We start from the raw sequence: 20,467 nt of genomic DNA, 5'->3' as shown, positions 1-20,467 counted from the left end.
AAGACTGCAGAAACTACAATCTATAGATCAAAACTGACCTTATAATATAATACATATTAAACTACCATTACCTTCATTTATAATTCGTTGTAGAGTCTTTTGTATTTTAACCTGAACATCATCTGGCATTTTGAATAATTTATTTTGAAGCCCTTCTTTAACTAATACTTCTAAAGACTTACCAAACATGTTGCTCTGCCAAATTTGTGATTTATCATTCTCGAACTGATCTAAAATAGATTTATAGAAATCTTCACTTTGCTTTTCTGTGCCCATAATTGGTGATATTTCTGTCTGTATATCTGCCTTGATAAAATGAAGCGAAGGTGCTGAAGCTTTCAATTTAACCCCATATCTACCACCATGTTGCACAATTTCTGGTTCTTCTAATGTCATTTCTGAAAGTTGTGGTGCTACGAGACCATATCCTTTTTCTTTAACATCTTTTAATGCCTCTGCAATTTTATCATATTCAACTTTTGCTTTAGAGAATTCTCCCATTAACATTAATAAATCATTTTCACCTTTTATCTCACGATTACAAGTTTCACCTAATATTTTATAAAATAATTCACGTTTAGGCACTAGATTAACTCTAGCCGTACCTTCTCCCATATTCATTTCATCGAGTTTAGCAGAGTCTAGAAAGTCCACATCACTAAAACTCAACAAAGATTTATTTATATCTCTAACTTTAAAAATATCTTTGCACATATCTTTCAAAAATTTCATAAAACTAATTTTTACCCAATGTTTTGAACTTAAGTTTTCAATCCATTCTGGCATATCTATGTTAATTTCTTTAACAGGAAATTCTTTAAGAATTCTTTGAAATATATTAGCTATATCTTCTTCTTTCATGTTTATTACATCCATAATTTGAACGGGAACATCATATTTCTCTTCTAAATCCCTTGCTAAAACTGCAGTTTCAGGAGCAGCTGCGTTTTTAGTATTCAACACCATTATAAAAGGTTTATTTATTGATTTAAGTTCATCAACTACCCTTCCTTCAGCCTCTAAATATTCATCTCGTTTAATTCCTGTAATGGAACCATCTGTAGTAATTAAAAGGCCTATAGTTGAATGCTCATTTATTACCTTTTTCGTTCCAATTTCTGCTGCTTCTTCAAAAGGAATATCATGATCAAACCATGGGGTATTTACCATTAAAGGGGCCTCACCTTCTGCATATCCTAAAGCACCTTTAACAATATACCCAACACAATCAACCATTCTAACTTTGAATTTAGTTCCACCTTCAAACTCAATTTCAACTGCTTCATTTGGAACAAATTTAGGCTCAGTGGTATGAATTGATTTTCCTGAACCGCTTTGTGGAAGTTCATCTTTTGCTCTCTCTTTTTTATGAGGATTTTCAATGTTTGGAATTACCATAAGCTCCATAAATCTTTTTATAAATGTCGATTTTCCAGTCCTTACAGGTCCAACAACCCCTACATAAATATCCCCTTGTGTTCTCTCTGCTATGTCCTTATATATATCAAAATTATCCAAGATATACCCTCCTAATACTTATTATTATCAATATAAATATACTTAAGATATCAATGAATTATTACTATTGATTAAAAATAATATAAAAAAAGCCAATTTTTATTAATTTCTTAACAAAAATTGGCTTTCAGTAAAATAATTATATTTTTAAAACTCAGCTTTTTTATTTCTTGACATTAACTCATATACCCCATCCTTAGGATCTTTACCTTCGAATAGTACCTTATACAATACATCTGTAATAGGCATTGAAATCTGCTCTTTTTCTTTAAGTTCATAAAATGCTCTTATAGCCTTTATTCCTTCAACCACCATTCCTATGTCTTTGCATGCCTTTTCCATAGAAACGCCTTTACCAATTAGAATTCCAGCTCTTCTATTTCTACTATGCATACTAGTGCAGGTTACTATAAGATCACCCATACCAGTTAGGCCGTAGAATGTTTCAATTTTTCCACCAAGCCTAGTACCTATTTTTATAATCTCGCTCATACCACGCGTCATAAGCGCAGCCTTAGCATTATCTCCATAGCCTATTCCGTCAGATATTCCTGCAGCTAAAGCAATAATATTTTTAACTGCCCCACCAATTTCTACGCCAATAATATCTTCATTAGTATAAACTCTAAAATTACTTGACATAAAAACATTTTGAACTATTTTTGCATATTCCATATTTTTAGAAGTAACTACTACTGTTGTAGGTATATCTAAAGCTACTTCCTCTGCATGACTAGGACCTGAGAGTATTACAATAGGATTACTTGGAATTTCTTCTTCTATAATTTCTGAAATTCTTTTTGATGAACCCTCTTCAATTCCTTTTGCAATACTAACAATGATTTGGTTCTGTTTTAAATATGGTGTTATCCTCTTGCTTAATTCTCTTATTGCATGCGAAGGCACAGCTAATACAATAAGTTCACTACCAATTATGACATTCTCTAAATCAATAAAAGCCGTTACTCCTGCTGGTATAACAATGCCAGATAAATATTTTACATTTTCCCTTTTAATGTTAATATCACTAATGACCTTAGGCTTTCTATCCCATATTTTAACACTTAAACCTTTTTTGGCAAGCATTATTGATAATGCAGTACCAAAACTACCACCACCTAGAAAAGCAACTTTTGACATTTTACTCCTTCCTTTCCCTAAATACTAATTTTATTCCTGTTCCACTGAAATCAAAACTATTTCTCAATTGATTTTCTAAATATCTTTGGTAAGAAAAGTGTAATAAATTGGGTCTATTTACAAAGAATACAAATGTTGGTGGCTTAGAACCCACTTGTGTAACGTAAAATATTCTAAGTCTCTTATTTGCTACTGTTGGAGGTTCTTTCATAAGTACAGCTTTATTTATAACCTCATTTAGTATTCCTGTAGAAATTCTTTTTGAGTAATTATCAAAACATTCTTTAACCGTTGACAATACCTTATTTACCCTTTGACCTGTTTTAGCAGATATAAATAAATAAGGTGCATATGCCATAAAGTTTAATCCGGCTTGAATTCTATTTTTAAATTCTATCATAGTCTTGTCATCTTTCTCAATAAGATCCCATTTATTTACTATCACCAAGATTGCCTTTTTCATTTCATGAGCATATCCTATAATTTTCTCATCTTGATCACTTAATTCTTCAGTAGCTGTAATCATAAGTATAACTACATCAGCTCTCTCAACAGCCTCAAGTGATCTGATAACACTGTATCTTTCAATACCTTGTTCTACTTTACTCTTTCTCCTTATTCCTGCAGTATCAATAAGTACAAATTTACCTTCTTTAGTTTCTAATCTACTATCAATTGCATCTCTAGTTGTTCCTGCAATCGCAGTTACTATGTTTCTATCTTCTCCAAGCATTCTATTTATTAATGATGATTTACCGACATTAGGTTTACCTACCACTGCAACTTGAATATATTCTGCATCTTCTGTAGCTGAATAAACACTATCAAAATGTGCCACTACTTCATCTAACATATCACCAAGTCCAAGTCCTTGTGTTGCTGAAATAGCTATAGGAGTACCTATACCTAAATTGTAAAATTCAAAAGCATTAGCTTCTAGCTCAAGATGATCTATTTTGTTTACTACAAGTATTATTGGCTTTTTACTTTTTCTAAGCATTTGAGCAACTTCATAATCTGAACCTGTAAGCCCTTCTTTACCATCCACAATAAAGACTATAACATCTGCTGTTTCTATTGCTATTTGTGCTTGTCTTCTCATTTGAGCTAAAATGATGTCCTGACTTTCAACTTCAATACCACCTGTATCAATTATTGTAAAATTATGCCTTAGCCAATCAGCATTAGCATACACCCTATCTCTTGTTACACCTGGTGTATCTTCAACTATTGATATTCTTTTACCTGCTAACTTATTAAATAAAGTAGATTTTCCAACATTTGGCCTTCCTACTATTGCTACTATTGGTTTTACCATTATTTTTCCTCCCGACTATTTAGGTTTAATATATGAATTAGGTCTTCTCCTGAATAATCACATATTAAAACTTTCGTTTTTAAACTTTTCTCTATATCACTTACAGTAATATTATCTAAAAATATTTGATCTTCATAGTTTCCTAATTCATATCCGCTTTTCAGCATATTGCTAGGGATCATCAAAAATTCACCTAGCTTTTCATCACTTAATTGCTTAATTATATCACTACCGGTTAAAAGACCTGCTACAGTGATTGTTTCACCAAAAAAATTGTTTGTTATTTCTTTAACGTCAATCTTAATTTTATTGTTACATGCAGTAATTTTCTCAGCTACCTTTGATATTTCTTTGAATGCTGAATGACCAGTTACAAAGGTAAAATCACCTATATTATTTGGTTTTAACGTTGCCAAATCTTCATCAATAACACTTCTTAATAGCCTTATCATACCAATACCATCTTCTAATTGTTGGTAACCATCATAAAACTTTTCCTCTGGAACATCAATTTCAGCTGTAACATAAAATTCATCAGACAACCTTACGAAAGGTGAACCTATTTGAATAATATATTTTTCTTGTAGAAGTTTTACACTTTGGATTTCTTGTATTGAAGAATATTTATCATACAAGGTTAACTTAAACAAGCCATCCCTATATTTAGTTACTCCAACTGGTACAACTGCTAAATTTTCAATACTTGGATAAAGTTTATATAAATCCTCAATAGTTTTTATAAGCTCAACCCCGTTATTTATTCCCGGACAAGCAACGACTTGACAATTAATTTTAATTCCAGCTTCAGCTAACCTCTTTAACCTATCATAAACATTTCCAGCAAATTTATTATTTAACATTACCTTTCTAAGTTCAATATCAGTAGTGTGAACCGATACATTTATAGGACTTATTTTATAGTTAATAATTCTATCAATATCTACTTCCTCCATATTAGTTAATGTCACAAAATTACCTTGAAAAAACGATAATCTTGAATCATCATCCTTAAAATATAAAGTGTCTCTCATTCCCTCTGGTAATTGGTCAATAAAACAAAATATACAATTATTATGACAACTTTTGGGCTTATCTAAAATTGCTTCGATAAATTGGATTCCCAAATCTTCATCATATTCCTTTTCAATTTCAATCTCCCAAACTTCACCATTAACCTTCTCAATTTCAATATTAATAAGTTCATCAGTAATTAAAAATTTGTAATCTATAATATCTATTACTTCATTTCCATTTATACTAATTAATCTATCTCCTACCTCTAAATCAACTTCTTCTGCAATACTTCCTGGAAGTATTTTAGCTATTTGGTTTTTCATTTTTACCTCCTGTTTGTAAGTAACCTTTATGTTAAAAGGCTTTATGAGGAATTAGAAATACTAAATCATTATAGGTATTACCTCTAAATATTTAATCCTAAATTTATAATAAATAATTAATTTTTTAATAAATTATAGGATTCCATTAGTAATATTACATGAATTAAATACCTAAGTCAACGCATTCGCCTCTAAAAGAAGAAAAAAAAGCATATATGGCTTAATTTGCTATTTTTCAGGTGCCATTACTTAAAATTCAAGCATACCACATGATTTATTACAGAATAAAAATACCTCCTAAGAAGGAGGTACTAAAATACTTCTATGCTATATTCTCTTATAATCTTCTTACCTTTTAATTTAAAAATATATTTTCTAAACGATCTTTATTATCATTCTATTAATACAATTTTAATTATAATTTAATGGTAGAAACCAATTTACTTAATTATACCACTATCCAGAAAAAAGCACTATAATATTTTTGTTATCGTAAAAACTTCTATAAGGTTATAATTATTACATATTTCTGTACTAGTATAAGTTGTTTCTTTTATTATACTATTTTGTGTTCTTATAAGAACTATTCATTTAAATTGTTTTTTTCTCCTGTAACTAAATAAATTGTCCATTCACATATGTTTGTTGTATGATCAGCCATTCGCTCTAACCACTTACAAATAAATAAAAGCTGAGTAGATTGATTTATTGTGTCCTGATTTTTTATCATCACTTGTAGAAGTTCATTAAATACTTCCTTATATAGTTTATCTACTTGATCATCTCTTTTACAAACTTCATATGCCTTATCAACATCACCTGCAACATAGGCATCCAAGGCATCCCTTATCATAAGCACAACTAATTCACCCATTCTAGGTATGCTAACTAACTGTTTTACATATTTTTCATCTTTTATTCTTACTATGATTTTAGCAACATCAACAGCATAATCAGCCATTCGTTCAAGATCAGTTACTATTTTTGTTGTAGTAAAAATATTTCTTAAATCTATTGCTAAAGGAGCTTGCATAGCAATTAATCTTATTGCTTTGTTTTCTATCTCCCGTTCTAAATCGTCAACAATATCATCGTCCTTCATTATTTTTTTAGCTTTTTCAACATCTTTAGTGACTAAAGCATCAATGCAGTCATGAATTTGTTTTTCTACTATGCTTCCCATCCTAATTAAATCATTGTGAAGCTCTTGTATGTTTGCTTCAAATGCTTTTCTTATCATATTAATCACCTTCCTTGCTATATTTTAACCGAATCTTCCTGTTATGTAATCTTCTGTTCTTTTATCCTTAGGTTTATAAAATATTTCCTCAGTTTTTCCATCTTCAACAATTTCTCCATTTAAGAAAAAAGCAGTATAATCAGAAATTCTACCTGCTTGTTGCATATTATGAGTAACAATTATTACTGTATACTTTTTCTTCAAGACATCCATAAGTTCCTCAATTTTCAAAGTAGATATTGGATCTAATGCTGAAGTTGGTTCATCCATAAGTATAACTTCAGGTTCTACAGCCAGAGTTCTTGCAATACAAAGTCTTTGTTGTTGACCACCTGATAGCCCTAATGCACTCTTTTTTAGTCTATCTTTTACTTCATCCCAGAGCACAGCTCCCTTTAAGCTCTTCTCTACAATTTCATCAAGTTGTTTTTTATTCTTAATTCCGTGAATTCGAGGACCATAAGCTACATTATCATAGATTGACATAGGAAAAGGATTTGCTTTTTGAAATACCATGCCTATTTTTTTCCTTAGTTCTATAACATCATAGTCAGGATCATATATATTTTTATTTTCATATATTACTTCACCATCTATTTTAACAGAATCAATTAAATCATTCATCCTATTAATTGTACGCAAAAATGTTGATTTACCACACCCTGATGGACCTATAAGGGCGGTAACCGAATTTTTCTCTATATCAATATTTATATTTTTTAATGCTTGAGTACTTCCATAATATAGATTTAAATTCTTTGTTATAACTATTCCCATATTGTTACCTCCTATTTGCTTCCTGCATGAGATTCATATATTTTTTTACCGATTATTCTAGCAGATATATTAAATATAAGTACTGCTATTATTAAAACTGCCGAAGCACCATTTGCTATTTTTGTAGCATCGGGTACCATTCCTTCAGAATTCAGTTTCCATATATAAACGGATAAAGTTTCAGCTGGCCTTAATACACTATAAGCTGAAATCTTATTAGTTAAACTTAAAGTAGTAAAGTTTAACGTCGGTGCGCTCATACCAGCAGTATATAATAAAGCCGCAGCTTCTCCAAATATTCTTCCTGCAGCAAGTATAACGCCTGTTAAAATTTGCGGCATTGCAGATGGCAATATAACATTTTTAATAGTCTGCCACCTTGTAGCTCCTAATCCTAAACTAGCTTCCTCAACATCGTATGAAGCTGTTTTAATTGCATTTTCACAAACTCTTGTCATTCCTGGTAAATTTATTATAGTTATTGCTAACGCTCCAGCAATAAGAGAATATCCCCAATTTGCCATGTTAACAAAAATTAAGAGACCAAATAAACCAACAACAATGGAAGGTAATGATGCCATTGTTTCGATAGATAACCTTATAACATTTAAAATTTTACCCTCTTTTGCGTATTCAGCTAAATATATTCCAGCTCCCACACCTAGTGGTATAGTAATTATAAGTGTTATTACAAGTAAATGTATTGAATTATACAATTGACGTCCAATTCCTCCACCTGCTTCTCCAATCTTTGGTTCACCAAGTAAAAACTTTAGATTTAACGATTGTCTTCCATTATACATTATATAACCAATTAGGCTTACTAGCAATAGAATTACTAAAGCAGAAATTATGTATAAAACTATTGTTGCTATCTTATCTTTAACTTTAGCACTCATTATGCCTCACCCCTTTTCCCAATTTTTCTAATTATAAGTATGAATATGAAAGAAATTATAAGAAGTAGCAATGCCATTGACCATAATGCATCATTCCAAGGTGTACCAGAAACAGTATTTGCCATATCCATAGTAAGAATACTTGTCAATGTTGATGTTGTTCCAAGCAATCCCTTAGGGAATGTAATTGAATTACCTATAACCATTTGAACGGCAAGTGCTTCTCCAAAAGCCCTTGAAACTCCCAGTACTATTCCTGTTAATATTCCACTTTTAGCTGCAGGAACAATTACCTTAATTATAGTTTGCCATCTTGTTGCTCCAAGTCCATAAGATGCTTCTATATAATCTTTAGGTATAGTTCTTATAGCATCAGAGGAAATGCTTGTAATTGTTGGTAAAATCATTACGCTTATAACAAGTACTCCTGCAAGGAGACTAAATCCAATTCCTCCAAACCAAAGTTTAATAAAAGGTACTAATACACTTACTCCTATCCAACCATAAACAACTGATGGTATACCAACAAATAATTCTATAGCAGGTTGAAGAACTTTAGTGCCAAGTTTAGGTGAGATTACATTCATAAATATTGCTAGGGCAACCCCAATAGGTGCACTAACAATCACCGCAAGAAAAGACACAAGTGTAGATGCAAGGATAAATATTAGAGTTCCAAATTGAGGATTAATTGAGTCTCCACCATCTGGATTCCAATCTCCTGAGAATATAAAATTAAATATCGAGTATCCATGCTTTATAAAAGTATTTAGCCCTTTAGTTGTTAGAAATAGTATGATTGTAAATGTAAGAATGACTATAATCGCGCCACATAATGTTGCATATCCACGTCCTAAATACTCATTTTTAAGTTTTAAAAAGAATTTTTTCTTATCATTTTTTTTCATATTAATTTACCTCAAAGATATTATTTTAATGCAAAATAAAGACTGGGTTTACCCAGCCTTTAGAGAACATTAATCTCTTGTAGCTTTCATATCTGCCATTGGAATATATCCTAATTTTACTATTGATGCTTTCATTTCATCACTTAACATATAAGTTAAGAATGCTTTTGTTACTCCTGTAGATTCACCTTTAGTATACATATGTTCATATGACCAAATTTTATATTTATCTGTAGTTATATTTGCTGTAGTTGCTTCTACGCCATCAATCTTCAATACGTTTAAGCCTTCTTTTTTAGTTGCATCGGCGAAATAAGATAATGCCAAATAACTAATTGCTCCATCAGTTTGTTTAACTACTTTTTCAACAGCTCCACTTGAATCTTCTGTTAATCCAGCAGCTTCTTGCTTACCGTCTAAAGCATATTTTATAAATGTTGCTCTAGTTCCTGAAGATTTCGCTCTATTTATAATAGTAATTTTTATGTCAGCTCCGCCGACTTCTTTCCAGTTTTTTATTTTTCCAGTAAATATACCTATTAACTGCTGTTTTGTTAATGACGTAACATTAGCTTTTTTATTTGTTACTGCTGCAAATCCTATAACACACACCTTGTTATCTTTTAATGCAGTTGCATCGATGCCAGTTTTGTCCTTTGCATATATATCGGAATTACCTATTTGTGAACTACCACTTGATACTTGTGTAAGTCCTGTACCGCTTCCACCACCTTGTACGCTTACAGTTGCTCCTGGGTTTTTATCGGTAAATTTTTGGGAAGCTAAATCGGCTAAAGGCTGAAGTGCAGTTGATCCTGATGCAGTTATCGAACCGGACAATCCAGTTTGCTTAGTTTCAGAAGTTGATTTACCTGCACAGCCAGTAAAAATTCCTGCTGTCATTGCAACTGCTAGTGCCGCTACCATAAATTTTAAGTTTTTCCTCGTCATTAATATTGCCCCCATTCATTCATTCTAAATTCAAATTGTTTTATTCACTATTTATTACACTTATTATATTACACCCGTTAAGTTAACTTTGTATTATGTCAAAGTTAACTTAAGTTTATCTATTGTTAATTAAACTTAACAATGAATAAAAATAAAGCTATTACTATAGTGCCGTAATAGCTTTATTTTTATTCATTGTATGGAATTTCTACTATAAATTTGCTACCTATACCTAATTCACTTTCAACATATATTCTTCCATTAAATTGAATCACTATATGCTTAACTATCGCAAGTCCTAGTCCCGTGCCACCTTTAGACCTTGAACGAGCCTTATCAACTCTGTAGAATCTTTCGAAAATACGTGGTATTTGTTTCTTAGCTATTCCAACTCCTGTATCTTCAACCCATAAAACAAATTTATTATCCATGCTTTCCATTCCAATATTAACGCTATCTCCATTTTCAGAATAATTTAGTGCATTGTCCACTAAATTAATTAGCATTTGTTTAAACTTATCTTTATCTCCAGTAATTATCTTTATTTCCTTGTTTTTAACAATAAGCTGAATCCCTTTCAAATTCGCTGTATTTTTCATCAAGTTGTAGACACCATCAATTATTTTATTAACATCAATTCTTTCATTTTTAATTTCTTTTTGTTGTTCTATATGTGAAAGAGTTAAAATATCAGTAATTAATCTAGTTAACCTCTCAACTTCTTCATCAATTATATTTAAAAATTTTTCCTTCGTTTGAACATCTTCAACATATTTAAGAGTTTCTGCAAACCCTTTAATAGATGTTAATGGAGTCTTGAGCTCATGCGAAACATTTGCTACAAACTGAGTTCTCATTTTCTCTAATCTTTTTACTTCAGTAATATATTGTACAACAGCCACAGTACCAATATGTTTATTCGCATTAATTATACCTGCAGTTTTTATTCTTAGTTCTCTTTCTTCTGGCCAAGTTATTTTTATTTCTTTATAATTATCATCACTATTATTAAAAATATGTTCTAATTCAAAATTTCGTATATTATCGAGAAGATTTTGCCCTATAATATCTTTAGTAATTCCAAATATTTTTTTAGCATATGGATTAATTATTATAACCTTATTTTTTCTATCCACTGCTATAACACCGCTATCCATACTTTGTAGAATAGCTTCTAATCTATTTTGTTTGTCAGTAACTTCATTTAATGTAATCTCTAGTTTATCTGCCATCTCATTAAAATTTTTAGCTAGCTCACCTATTTCACCATCTGATAATATTCTAACTCTTCTATGGAATTCACCCTTGCTAATTCTTGAAGTAATAAAAATCAAGTCAGTAATGGGTTTTACTATATTATGGGATAATCTTAATGAAAACCAAATTGTTATTAATGCCAAGAATATTATGGCTAAAATGTAAAATTGAAAATATTTGCTACCAAGTCCATTCACAATTTTGATGGGCATAGAACTTCTAATAATAAAACCATCACCAAAAGTAGTTGCAAAATACATCATATTCTTTTTCGTAGTATTACTATATCTCATTGTAAATCCGTTACCAGTTTTTCTTGCTTTTATTATTTCTTGCCTATCATTATGATTATCTAAAGTTTCTTCATTTACAGTTGAATCATAAATAGCTTTACCATTTTTATTAATATATGTAACTCTCAAATCTGAACTTACTAAATTTTTCTTGAAAAATTTTCTATAGTCTTTCAGATTATTGCTTTGGAACAAACTAATTATTATACTATTATTGGTTTGTAACTTACTTTTTAGATTTTGTTCATATTCATAATTAAAAATAGATATAATTAACGTTGTTACTACTATAAATATAAAAATTACAGTACTTAATAAATATATTAATAATTTTCTCTTCATTATCATTCTCCAAAATTAAATCTATATCCTATTCCTCTAATAGTTTGGATATACACTGGATTTTTATCGTCTTCTTCAATTTTTTGTCTTAAGTGTCTTATATGAACATCTACGGTTCTTGTTTCTCCCACATATTCATAACCCCATATTTTATCTAGTAGAAAGTCTCTAGTCATAACTCTTCCTTTATTTTTTATTAATATCTGAAGTAATTCAAACTCTTTTAATGTTAAATCAACCTTAATTTCACTTTTCAAGACCTCATGTTTTCCAAAATCAATAGCTAAATTTCCAATTTTAAAAGTTTTTTCTACTATTTCCATAGTAGTTCTTCGAAGTATTGCTTTTACTCTTGCAACCATCTCTCTAACTGAAAACGGCTTTGTAATATAATCATCAGCCCCTAACTCAAGTCCTATAATTTTATCTATTTCTTCTCCTTTTGCTGTTATCATTATTATAGGCATATTTAACATATTTGAATCTTTTCTTATTTCTTTGCACACATCTAATCCATCCATTCCTGGTAACATTAAATCTAGTAATATTAGTTTTGGTAATTGTTCTTTGGCAAGTTTTAAAGCGTCGATACCATTATTAGCACATATAACTTTATAACCATTCTTTTCCAAATTAAATTTAATTAGTTCCTGTATATGTTCTTCATCATCCACCACTAATATTTTTTCTTCGGCCATGTTAATCCCTCCATATTTTTCACACTTATATTATTTTAAATAAACAAAAGAAAACATCCTTCCTTGTTTATTTTCACAAGTTCTATAAGAGTATAGTTCATATTGCGTGTTACAAGCAGTACAAATGTTAGTAGTGCTAATATTTTTTTCTTGAATGCTTTTTTCTCTAAGTTGTGTTAAAATACATTTTTCTAAGTCAAGTTTATTGCCATTACTAATTTTAATATTACTATAAATTGCTTCACTAGTAAACTCCTCTACAAGTTCAGAGCTAACTTCGTAACAACATACATCAATGTGTGGTCCAATATAAGCCTTAATATCATTAGCACTTGAACCATAATCATGCATTAACTTTTCTATGGTCTTACTTACTATCATTAGTTTTGTACCTTTCCACCCACTATGCACAGCCGCTATTACACCTAATCTAGTGTCTACTAAAATCACAGGCACACAATCTGCTGTAAACACACCTATAGCTAGTTTTCTTTTATCTGTTATTAAAGCATCCCCATCTCTAATATTGCCATCAAAATTCAAAATTATATCACTATGAATCTGATTTAAGTAACCAATACCTTGCAACTTATAATTCTTCTTGATTTTTTCTAGATTTAACAAACCAATCTTCTCATTTTTATTATAATTCAGCCCATTTTTTGCTGTTGAGAACACAATTACCGCATTATCATCTTGAAACTTTATTAATTCATAATTATTAGCAACATCAATATCCATTTTTCACCTCGACAATATATATTTTTGTAAAATGCTATAATTTTTTAAAAACAAAAATGCCTAAGGGCAATCTTACTCCTTAGACATTAATTTTCTTATTTCTTCCATAAATGTGTTAATATCTTTAAATTGCCTATATACTGAAGCAAATCTCACATAAGATACCTCATCTACATTCTTTAATATGCTCATGATAATTTCTCCTATATAATCCGATTTTACTTCTGTAAGCATTTCATTATTTAGTTGTTGTTCTACCTCATCGCAGATGGTTTCTATTTGTTTACGTGAAACTGGCCTCTTTTGACATGCCTTCATAAGACCATTCAGTATTTTTGTCCTATCAAAATATTCTCTATTATTATCCTTCTTTATTATTAAAATAGGCACATCTTCCACTTTTTCATACGTAGTATATCGCTTATTACAATTTAGACACTCTCTTCTTCTTCTAATAGCAATATTATCATCTGTTGATCTAGAATCAACTACCTTACTTTCTTCACAACTGCAATATGGACATTTCAATGTAATTCACGCCCTTTTCCTAATATAGTTAGCAAACATAAGAACAGTATACACTTTTTCTTATTCATTTTCTATATTTACATCGCTACCATCCACAAGAATTACATCTACACCAATTTTTTTTATTTTATCCCAAGGTATCTCAACACTATTATTTTTATTAAACCAAGATGATTTTTGAGTTGGAAGAAGAATTGAAATAATTCTATAATCATCACAATCTACTTTGAAATCTTTGATATATCCTAATTTTGATCCGGAATTTATATCTATAATTTCCATCTGTCTTAAGTTATTTATTGCAAACATTAAGCTTTCCATTTTATTACCCCCCACAAGTTTTTTAAAACTTCTTATCAAATCATCTAGTTGCTATGCTAGCCTATTTTTTTAATACACACACATTATATTATTTATATTCATAAAACATTAAAATTATTATTTATAATTTAGACAATTTAAAAGTTTCTAAGTTCTATTTAAATAAATAACAAGCTGATAAGAACGCTAACAACTAACATTAAATTAATCTGTTTTAATAAGATTCTTTTATAATTGGTTTAAAAATATGCTTACAAAAGGGCCCTATTAAAGAGCCCTTTTAAATTTTTCTACACCATTTTGTTAATTTCTTTTTGCAATCTTTTAATTATTCTTTTTTCAAGTCTTGATATATAAGATTGTGATATCCCAAGTATATCTGCCACTTCCTTTTGTGTTTTTTCAATAGTTCCATTTAGCCCAAATCTCAACTGAACAATCTCTTTCTCCCTTGAATTTAATCTTTGCATAGCAAGCCAAAGTAATTGTTTATCCACATCTTCTTCAATGATATTGTAAACTACATCGTTGTCTGTACCAATGATGTCTGAGAGTAACAATTCATTACCGTCCCAGTCAACATTTAATGGCTCATAGAGTGAAATTTCTGTTTTGATTTTACTATTTCTCCTAAGATACATTAAAATTTCATTTTCAATACATCTAGAAGCATATGTAGCTAGCTTAATTTGCTTTTCAGGATCAAATGTGTTTACTGCTTTTATAAGCCCTATGGTACCTACAGAAATTAAATCCTCAACATTTATACCTGTATTCTCAAACTTTCTTGCTATATAAACTACAAGTCTTAAATTTCTTTCAATCAAAGTAGCCCTTATCTGTTTATCACCTGTATCTAATTTATTTACTAACTCATATTCCTCATCTTTCGTTAAAGGGGGAGGGAGTGCATCATTTCCTCCTATATAAAACAAATTGTTTGAAAACATTTTAAACTTTGCAAATAATCTGTTTATCATCACTTTAAAATTAAACATAATATCCTCCTTCACTCTATTATTGTTATATAATAATTAATTGTTTTTACACCTTATTAGCTAAGTATTCCTCTAGACATTAAGCCATTATAATCGTTTTCTTTGCTTAATTTATACTCGCATAAGGCTATAATTACATCCTTTGTTTCAATATTATTTTTATCAATATGAATACTAATATACTCTGGCTTAAATCCTATAAGTTTTCCATTTGTGCCATTTACTACATTATAAGGAATTAAGTAAGTATTGTTTTTATCTAGGATAATTTCGCTTAGCATATCTCTTTCAACAATTAATACTGGTAATTTAGTAGCAGGTTCTCGAAGCTCATTTCCAGTATCTAAAAATGCTTTAATAGTCTTTTTATAATTTTTATTTATAATATCAATAGTGTATATAAGCGTCGACATTTTTTTTCTATCTGCTATAAAAATCATTATTCTATATATCAATATATAAATTATCATTACTGAAAGCATTAATTTCTCATAAGGAAAATTTATTATGATTACATTGAATGACATCCCTTTAGTGCTATTCATTTGAATTAGTAAACACATTCCTGCTAAAAGGACTGAATTTAATAAAAATACTAAAGATGCCTTAGCAATAAATAGAATATTCTTTTCCCTAAAAGCAATAATAATCATTGCAATTAATATTAAGATTTTAAAAGGAAAGTATGTTAAACACTTAAGGTTTGGATATAATACTGTTAAAACATATAAACTACCCACAAAACTTGATAAACACATCCAGACAAACTTTACTCTTTTTCTTAATGTTTGAACAGTAACATGCAATATGAATAAATTAACTATAAAATTAACCAATAAAAGAACATCTACATATACTATCACTTGCTCCTCCTCCCATGAAATTATTATATAACTTTTGCAATCAAAATTTTGTCATTTTTTACTATATTTATATTTTTTTATTCTTCTATAAAACGTCACTAGTTCCCATATTATTATAATTAAAAATATAATAAAAAAAAGACATATTTCCTATAAATTAATTGCATTAACTAAACCTATTAACACGGCTTTAGCTTGAGCAATTATATTACATAGGGAAATATGTCCTATAAGCAATTGATTTTGTCTTAAACGCAAATAAAGTGCCTTAAAGGCACTTTAAAATATATTATTTGCTTTGTCTTCTTAAAAAAGCTGGGATTTCTAAATCAGAATCTTCATATTCTCTGGTTGAGGCAACTTCTTCAATTGGTTTAGCTGTTTCTCTTACTTTAGATTTTATTGGAGTCTCATGATGAACTACTTTATCATTTTCAAAACCAGTTGCAATAACTGTTATTCGTATTTCATCTTTTAAATTTTCATCTATAACTGCTCCAAATATAATATTAGCATCTGGGTCAGCTGCTTCTTGTACAATTTCTGCTGCTTCATTAATTTCAAGTAAACCGAGGTCAGTTCCACCGGTAATGTTTAAAAGAACACCGGTAGCACCAACTATGGAAGTTTCAAGTAAAGGGCTTGAGATAGCTTGTTTTGCTGCATCTTGCGCCCTAGTATCACCCGAGGCATTACCAACACCCATATGTGCAAGTCCTTTAGCAAGCATTATTGTTCTAACATCAGCAAAATCTAGATTTACAAGACCTGGTATAGTAATCAAATCAGATATACCTTGGCAACCTTGTCTCAATACATCATCTGCCATTTTAAAAGAATCCATTAATGTTGTTTTTTTATCTACCATTGTTAGCAATCTTTCATTTGGAATTGTTACTAATGTATCTACTACTTCCTTAAGAGTCTTTATTCCCATTTCAGCATTAATCATTCTTTTTCGTCCTTCAAATGGGAATGGTTTTGTTACAACGCCTACAGTTAATATTCCCATAGATTTAGCAATTTCTGCAACTACGGGTGCTGCACCAGTACCTGTGCCGCCTCCCATACCCGCAGTAATAAATACCATATCTGCTCCCTTTATCGCTTGAGAAATTTCTTCTTTGCTTTCTTCTGCTGCTTTCATACCTATTTCTGGATTAGCACCTGCTCCCAGACCCTTAGTAAGTTTATCACCAATTTGGATTTTTTGAACCGCATGTGAAAGAATTAAAGCTTGTTTATCTGTATTTATAGCTATAAATTCTACATTTTTAAGTCCCTCAATAATCATTCTGTTTATAGCATTGTTTCCTCCACCTCCACACCCAATTACCTTTATCTGAGCAAATTCTTGAACATCAACATCAAAATCTAGCACAACATTACCTCCTCTTTAGAAAAAATCTGCAAAAAAGCCTTTAACTTTAGATGCAATTCCATTTTTTCCTTTTATATTTTTATTTTTTGACCATTTGTTGTCATATGAATTTTCATCTGCTTCTTCAAATGAACTATTATTAGTTTTAAGATTATAAACAGCCTGTATAACTATCCCTACTGCTGTAACATATATAGGGCTAGCCGCTCCAACATATTCTGGAGAACCTATTCTAACTGGCTTATTTAATATTTCTTTACTTAACTCATTGATCCCTCTAAATAAAGATATACCTCCACCAACTATAACCACACCCGATATATCTTTATAAAATCCACTATTTAATAAATTTCTTTTTATTAATTGTAATAACTCCTCAACCCTAGCATGAATTATATCAACTAATAAATCATTATCAATTTCCATTAAATTATTATATGAATCCTTAACTCTTATCTTATGAGAATTTTCTTCTTTACTTTTAATAAGACTACCATATTTAAGCTTCAACCTTTCTCCTTCACTAAAAGGAACTTTAAGGCATACTGAAATATCATTAGTGATGTTATCTCCACCTAGTTGAACAATTGAAGTATGTTTTAATTTTCCGCCCTTGTAAATAGATATATCAATAGTCTGGGCTCCTACATCTACAAGAGTTATGCCCATATCTTTCTCTTCTCTTCTAAGTACAGCCTCAGATATTGCTGATGGTTGAAGCACTATACCATTAACTTTAATTCCAGCCCTTTTAACACTTTTTAATAAATTACTAACTACTGTAGATTGTGCCATAACAACTTGTCCTTCGACTTCTAGCCTAACTCCACTCATTCCTCTAGGATCTTTAATATTGTCATATCCATCGACAATATATTGTTCAGGCTCAACTCCTACTATTTCTTTATCTGATGGAACTGATATAAGTTTAGCTGCTTCTATTACCCTGTCTACATCATTTTGTTTGATTTCTCTGTCTTCAGAAGATATTGCAATCATACCTGTATTTCTTACAAGTTCACATATCCCTCCAGGTAATGATATATATACCTCACTGATTTGTGTATCTGTCATACGTTCTAATTGTGTGATGCATTGTTTTATAGCTTCAGCTGTACTATCAATATCTATTACAACTGATTTATTTAAACCACTACATACCACTGATGTAATGCCTATAATCTGAAGTTTTCCACTACTACTAACTTTTCCAACAGCTCCACATATTTTTGATGATCCTAAATCTATTCCTACTATTTGTTCATTTTGTTCATTCATTAAGTTTATCCCCCCTCATAAGAGAAACCTCAAGTGTATATATTCAACAAGAAAAATCATTTTCCTCTTAATTAAATCGTTTTTCTAAAATATTTATTATAAATTCAAATGCAGCTAAAACAAATTACATTTTATTGCATATTTATGGATATATATAAACTTAATTTCAAATTAGTAAATTACATTAAATTAATGATATTAAAAACTAACTTGTCCTATTAAACTAAGTATAATAGCAATATATAGAAAAAGCAATATTATATCGTTAAGAATATCCATCTAAATACAAAAACATCCATTTTTTTAATAATACTAAAAAAAGTTAAAAGCTATAATTTTTATATACTTTTAGCTTTTTTTTCATTGTTCACTAAAGTGATAACATTCTAACCATCATTTCATTGTCAATTGAGTAAGTCATTGCTTCTTCTTTAGATATTGTGCCTTTTTTATATAATTCTGAAATTGACATATCCATAGTCTTCATACCATATTTGCCTCCAGTTTGAACACATGACTGTAACTGGTGTGTTTTCCCCTCTCGAATGAGGTTTTGAATTGCTGGCGTTGATATCATTATTTCAAGTGCCGCAATTCTTCCTTTTTCATTTACCTTAGGTATCAATTGCTGAGAAATTATGCCCTGCATTACAGCGGCTAATTGAACTTTAATTTGTTGCTGTTGATATGGAGGAAATACATCCACTATTCTGTCTACTGTTTTTGCTGCGCCTATAGTATGTAACGTAGAGAAAACCAAATGCCCAGTTTCAGCTGCTGTAATAGCAATAGCAATAGTTTCAAGATCTCTCATTTCGCCTACTAATATAACATCTGGATCTTCTCTAAGTATAGCTCTTAAAGCATTTTTGTAATTTTTGCTGTCTTTTCCAATTTCCCTTTGATTAATAATAGATTTATTGTGTTTATGCAAATATTCTATAGGATCTTCAAGAGTAATAATATTACAAGCTCTAGTAGAATTAATTTCATTAACCATAGCTGCAAGTGTTGTACTTTTGCCACTTCCGGTAGGTCCTGTTACTAAAACTAATCCCCTTTGTTTGGTTGTGAGAACCCTTACAACCTCTGGAAGGTCAAGTTGCTTTAAAGTAGGTATTTTTAATGCAACTACTCTAATAGCTATGGTATCGCTTCCCCTTTGTTTATATACATTAACTCTAAATCTTCCAAGACCTCCAATAGAATAAGATGTATCAATTTCTCCATTCTCTTCATATTCTTCATAAAATTTTTTTAAAATTTCCCTTGAATATTTTTGTGTATCTTCTGGAGTTAATTTTTCTTCACCTACTCTTATTAAATATCCATTCACCCTAATAACTGGTACCGATCCAACTGTTAAGTGTAAATCTGATGCATTTTGCTTTACTGTTTTTTCTAGTAGTTCATTAAGAGGTATCATTATTAGTCCTCCTGTTCTTTAATTAAGTTTTCAAATTTTATGGTAATTTGAATGTGAATTTTTAACTAACCTTACTATTTACAATAGTATTCTATTTTCTTCACCTAATTGTATAAACTTTATTTTATCTAACAAATAAAGTTTATGATTAAGCCACAAAAAGCTATATTTTCTCCGGTAGGAGTTAAGCTATTTCAAATTTTAGGCTATGCCTCTTGAAAATATTGTAAATTAATATGAAAATTTCAATAAA

The 20,467-nt window shown here is 30.0% G+C and carries 19 protein-coding genes; all 19 read right to left on the bottom strand.

Features of this window, described 5'->3' with window-relative positions:
* Nucleotides 1–39 precede the first annotated feature (39 nt).
* Entirely contained in the window at nucleotides 40–1,518 is a 1,479-nt protein-coding gene (gene spoIVA / locus KPL38_RS10925) for a stage IV sporulation protein A (RefSeq protein ID WP_216289168.1), read from the bottom strand.
* A 147-nt stretch (nucleotides 1,519–1,665) separates the two neighbouring features.
* Nucleotides 1,666–2,658, bottom strand: a complete 993-nt coding sequence (locus tag KPL38_RS10920) for an NAD(P)H-dependent glycerol-3-phosphate dehydrogenase (protein WP_216289167.1) — start codon at nucleotides 2,656–2,658, stop codon at nucleotides 1,666–1,668.
* Nucleotide 2,659: 1 nt separating this feature from the next.
* On the bottom strand, nucleotides 2,660–3,976 hold the full coding sequence (gene der, locus KPL38_RS10915) for a ribosome biogenesis GTPase Der (RefSeq protein WP_216289166.1): 1,317 nt from the start codon (nucleotides 3,974–3,976) through the stop codon (nucleotides 2,660–2,662).
* Nucleotides 3,976–5,343 (bottom strand): DUF512 domain-containing protein, encoded by a 1,368-nt coding sequence (locus KPL38_RS10910; protein WP_312884190.1) that lies wholly within the window; start codon nucleotides 5,341–5,343, stop codon nucleotides 3,976–3,978. Before KPL38_RS10910 ends, der begins: the two co-directional genes overlap by 1 nt.
* A 553-nt stretch (nucleotides 5,344–5,896) precedes the next feature.
* A complete protein-coding gene (phoU, locus tag KPL38_RS10905) occupies nucleotides 5,897–6,553 on the bottom strand; it encodes a phosphate signaling complex protein PhoU (protein ID WP_216289164.1) in 657 nt (218 codons plus the stop codon).
* A 24-nt stretch (nucleotides 6,554–6,577) separates the two neighbouring features.
* The gene (gene pstB / locus KPL38_RS10900) at nucleotides 6,578–7,330 is read right to left on the bottom strand and encodes a phosphate ABC transporter ATP-binding protein PstB (protein ID WP_216289163.1); all 753 of its coding nucleotides are present in this window, start codon (nucleotides 7,328–7,330) and stop codon (nucleotides 6,578–6,580) included.
* Between the two features lie 11 nt (nucleotides 7,331–7,341).
* Nucleotides 7,342–8,229, bottom strand: a complete 888-nt coding sequence (gene pstA / locus KPL38_RS10895) for a phosphate ABC transporter permease PstA (protein WP_216289162.1) — start codon at nucleotides 8,227–8,229, stop codon at nucleotides 7,342–7,344.
* A complete protein-coding gene (gene pstC / locus KPL38_RS10890) occupies nucleotides 8,229–9,137 on the bottom strand; it encodes a phosphate ABC transporter permease subunit PstC (protein ID WP_216289161.1) in 909 nt (302 codons plus the stop codon). Before pstC ends, pstA begins: the two co-directional genes overlap by 1 nt.
* A gap of 69 nt (nucleotides 9,138–9,206) precedes the next feature.
* On the bottom strand, nucleotides 9,207–10,088 hold the full coding sequence (locus tag KPL38_RS10885) for a phosphate ABC transporter substrate-binding protein (protein WP_216289160.1): 882 nt from the start codon (nucleotides 10,086–10,088) through the stop codon (nucleotides 9,207–9,209).
* A gap of 188 nt (nucleotides 10,089–10,276) precedes the next feature.
* Nucleotides 10,277–11,980, bottom strand: coding sequence for a two-component system histidine kinase PnpS (pnpS, locus tag KPL38_RS10880; RefSeq protein ID WP_216289159.1), 1,704 nt, complete (start codon nucleotides 11,978–11,980; stop codon nucleotides 10,277–10,279).
* Nucleotides 11,981–11,982: 2 nt separating this feature from the next.
* Complete coding sequence (locus KPL38_RS10875) at nucleotides 11,983–12,678, bottom strand: response regulator (protein WP_216289158.1); 696 nt, start codon at nucleotides 12,676–12,678, stop codon at nucleotides 11,983–11,985.
* Between the two features lie 30 nt (nucleotides 12,679–12,708).
* Nucleotides 12,709–13,419: a peptidoglycan editing factor PgeF gene (gene pgeF / locus KPL38_RS10870; RefSeq protein WP_216289157.1), complete on the bottom strand. Its 711-nt coding sequence runs from the start codon at nucleotides 13,417–13,419 to the stop codon at nucleotides 12,709–12,711.
* Between the two features lie 72 nt (nucleotides 13,420–13,491).
* Nucleotides 13,492–13,947: a transcriptional regulator NrdR gene (gene nrdR, locus KPL38_RS10865; protein WP_216289156.1), complete on the bottom strand. Its 456-nt coding sequence runs from the start codon at nucleotides 13,945–13,947 to the stop codon at nucleotides 13,492–13,494.
* A 60-nt stretch (nucleotides 13,948–14,007) separates the two neighbouring features.
* Nucleotides 14,008–14,268, bottom strand: a complete 261-nt coding sequence (locus KPL38_RS10860) for a YlmC/YmxH family sporulation protein (protein ID WP_216289155.1) — start codon at nucleotides 14,266–14,268, stop codon at nucleotides 14,008–14,010.
* 290 nt (nucleotides 14,269–14,558) lie between these two features.
* On the bottom strand, nucleotides 14,559–15,266 hold the full coding sequence (sigE, locus tag KPL38_RS10855) for an RNA polymerase sporulation sigma factor SigE (RefSeq protein ID WP_216289154.1): 708 nt from the start codon (nucleotides 15,264–15,266) through the stop codon (nucleotides 14,559–14,561).
* A gap of 56 nt (nucleotides 15,267–15,322) precedes the next feature.
* On the bottom strand, nucleotides 15,323–16,129 hold the full coding sequence (gene spoIIGA / locus KPL38_RS10850) for a sigma-E processing peptidase SpoIIGA (RefSeq protein WP_216289153.1): 807 nt from the start codon (nucleotides 16,127–16,129) through the stop codon (nucleotides 15,323–15,325).
* Nucleotides 16,130–16,418: 289 nt separating this feature from the next.
* Nucleotides 16,419–17,510 carry a cell division protein FtsZ gene (ftsZ, locus tag KPL38_RS10845; RefSeq protein ID WP_216289152.1) on the bottom strand — a complete coding sequence of 364 codons (1,092 nt, stop codon included), beginning with the start codon at nucleotides 17,508–17,510 and terminating at the stop codon, nucleotides 16,419–16,421.
* Nucleotides 17,511–17,525: 15 nt separating this feature from the next.
* A complete protein-coding gene (ftsA, locus tag KPL38_RS10840) occupies nucleotides 17,526–18,788 on the bottom strand; it encodes a cell division protein FtsA (protein ID WP_216289151.1) in 1,263 nt (420 codons plus the stop codon).
* Nucleotides 18,789–19,158: 370 nt separating this feature from the next.
* Complete coding sequence (locus KPL38_RS10835) at nucleotides 19,159–20,214, bottom strand: type IV pilus twitching motility protein PilT (protein ID WP_216289150.1); 1,056 nt, start codon at nucleotides 20,212–20,214, stop codon at nucleotides 19,159–19,161.
* Between the last annotated feature and the right edge of the window lie 253 nt (nucleotides 20,215–20,467).

It is taken from the genome of Clostridium psychrophilum (assembly GCF_018861705.1).
Lineage (GTDB): Bacteria > Bacillota > Clostridia > Clostridiales > Clostridiaceae > Clostridium_AD > Clostridium_AD psychrophilum.
Note: the sequence above shows the minus strand (reverse complement) of the source record. Positions and strands in the feature narration are given on the sequence as shown.

What these genes read in the sequence shown, in the direction of transcription:
- KPL38_RS10920 (WP_216289167.1), bottom strand. Translation starts at nt 2,658, where the DNA reads ATGTCAAAAGTTGCTTTTCTAGGTGGTGGTAGTTTTGGTACTGCATTA.
- der (WP_216289166.1), bottom strand. Translation starts at nt 3,976, where the DNA reads ATGGTAAAACCAATAGTAGCAATAGTAGGAAGGCCAAATGTTGGAAAA.
- phoU (WP_216289164.1), bottom strand. Translation starts at nt 6,553, where the DNA reads ATGATAAGAAAAGCATTTGAAGCAAACATACAAGAGCTTCACAATGAT.
- pstB (WP_216289163.1), bottom strand. Translation starts at nt 7,330, where the DNA reads ATGGGAATAGTTATAACAAAGAATTTAAATCTATATTATGGAAGTACT.
- pstA (WP_216289162.1), bottom strand. Translation starts at nt 8,229, where the DNA reads ATGAGTGCTAAAGTTAAAGATAAGATAGCAACAATAGTTTTATACATA.
- pstC (WP_216289161.1), bottom strand. Translation starts at nt 9,137, where the DNA reads ATGAAAAAAAATGATAAGAAAAAATTCTTTTTAAAACTTAAAAATGAG.
- KPL38_RS10885 (WP_216289160.1), bottom strand. Translation starts at nt 10,088, where the DNA reads ATGACGAGGAAAAACTTAAAATTTATGGTAGCGGCACTAGCAGTTGCA.
- pnpS (WP_216289159.1), bottom strand. Translation starts at nt 11,980, where the DNA reads ATGAAGAGAAAATTATTAATATATTTATTAAGTACTGTAATTTTTATA.
- KPL38_RS10875 (WP_216289158.1), bottom strand. Translation starts at nt 12,678, where the DNA reads ATGGCCGAAGAAAAAATATTAGTGGTGGATGATGAAGAACATATACAG.
- pgeF (WP_216289157.1), bottom strand. Translation starts at nt 13,419, where the DNA reads ATGGATATTGATGTTGCTAATAATTATGAATTAATAAAGTTTCAAGAT.
- KPL38_RS10860 (WP_216289155.1), bottom strand. Translation starts at nt 14,268, where the DNA reads ATGGAAAGCTTAATGTTTGCAATAAATAACTTAAGACAGATGGAAATT.
- sigE (WP_216289154.1), bottom strand. Translation starts at nt 15,266, where the DNA reads ATGTTTAATTTTAAAGTGATGATAAACAGATTATTTGCAAAGTTTAAA.
- ftsA (WP_216289151.1), bottom strand. Translation starts at nt 18,788, where the DNA reads ATGAATGAACAAAATGAACAAATAGTAGGAATAGATTTAGGATCATCA.
- KPL38_RS10835 (WP_216289150.1), bottom strand. Translation starts at nt 20,214, where the DNA reads ATGATACCTCTTAATGAACTACTAGAAAAAACAGTAAAGCAAAATGCA.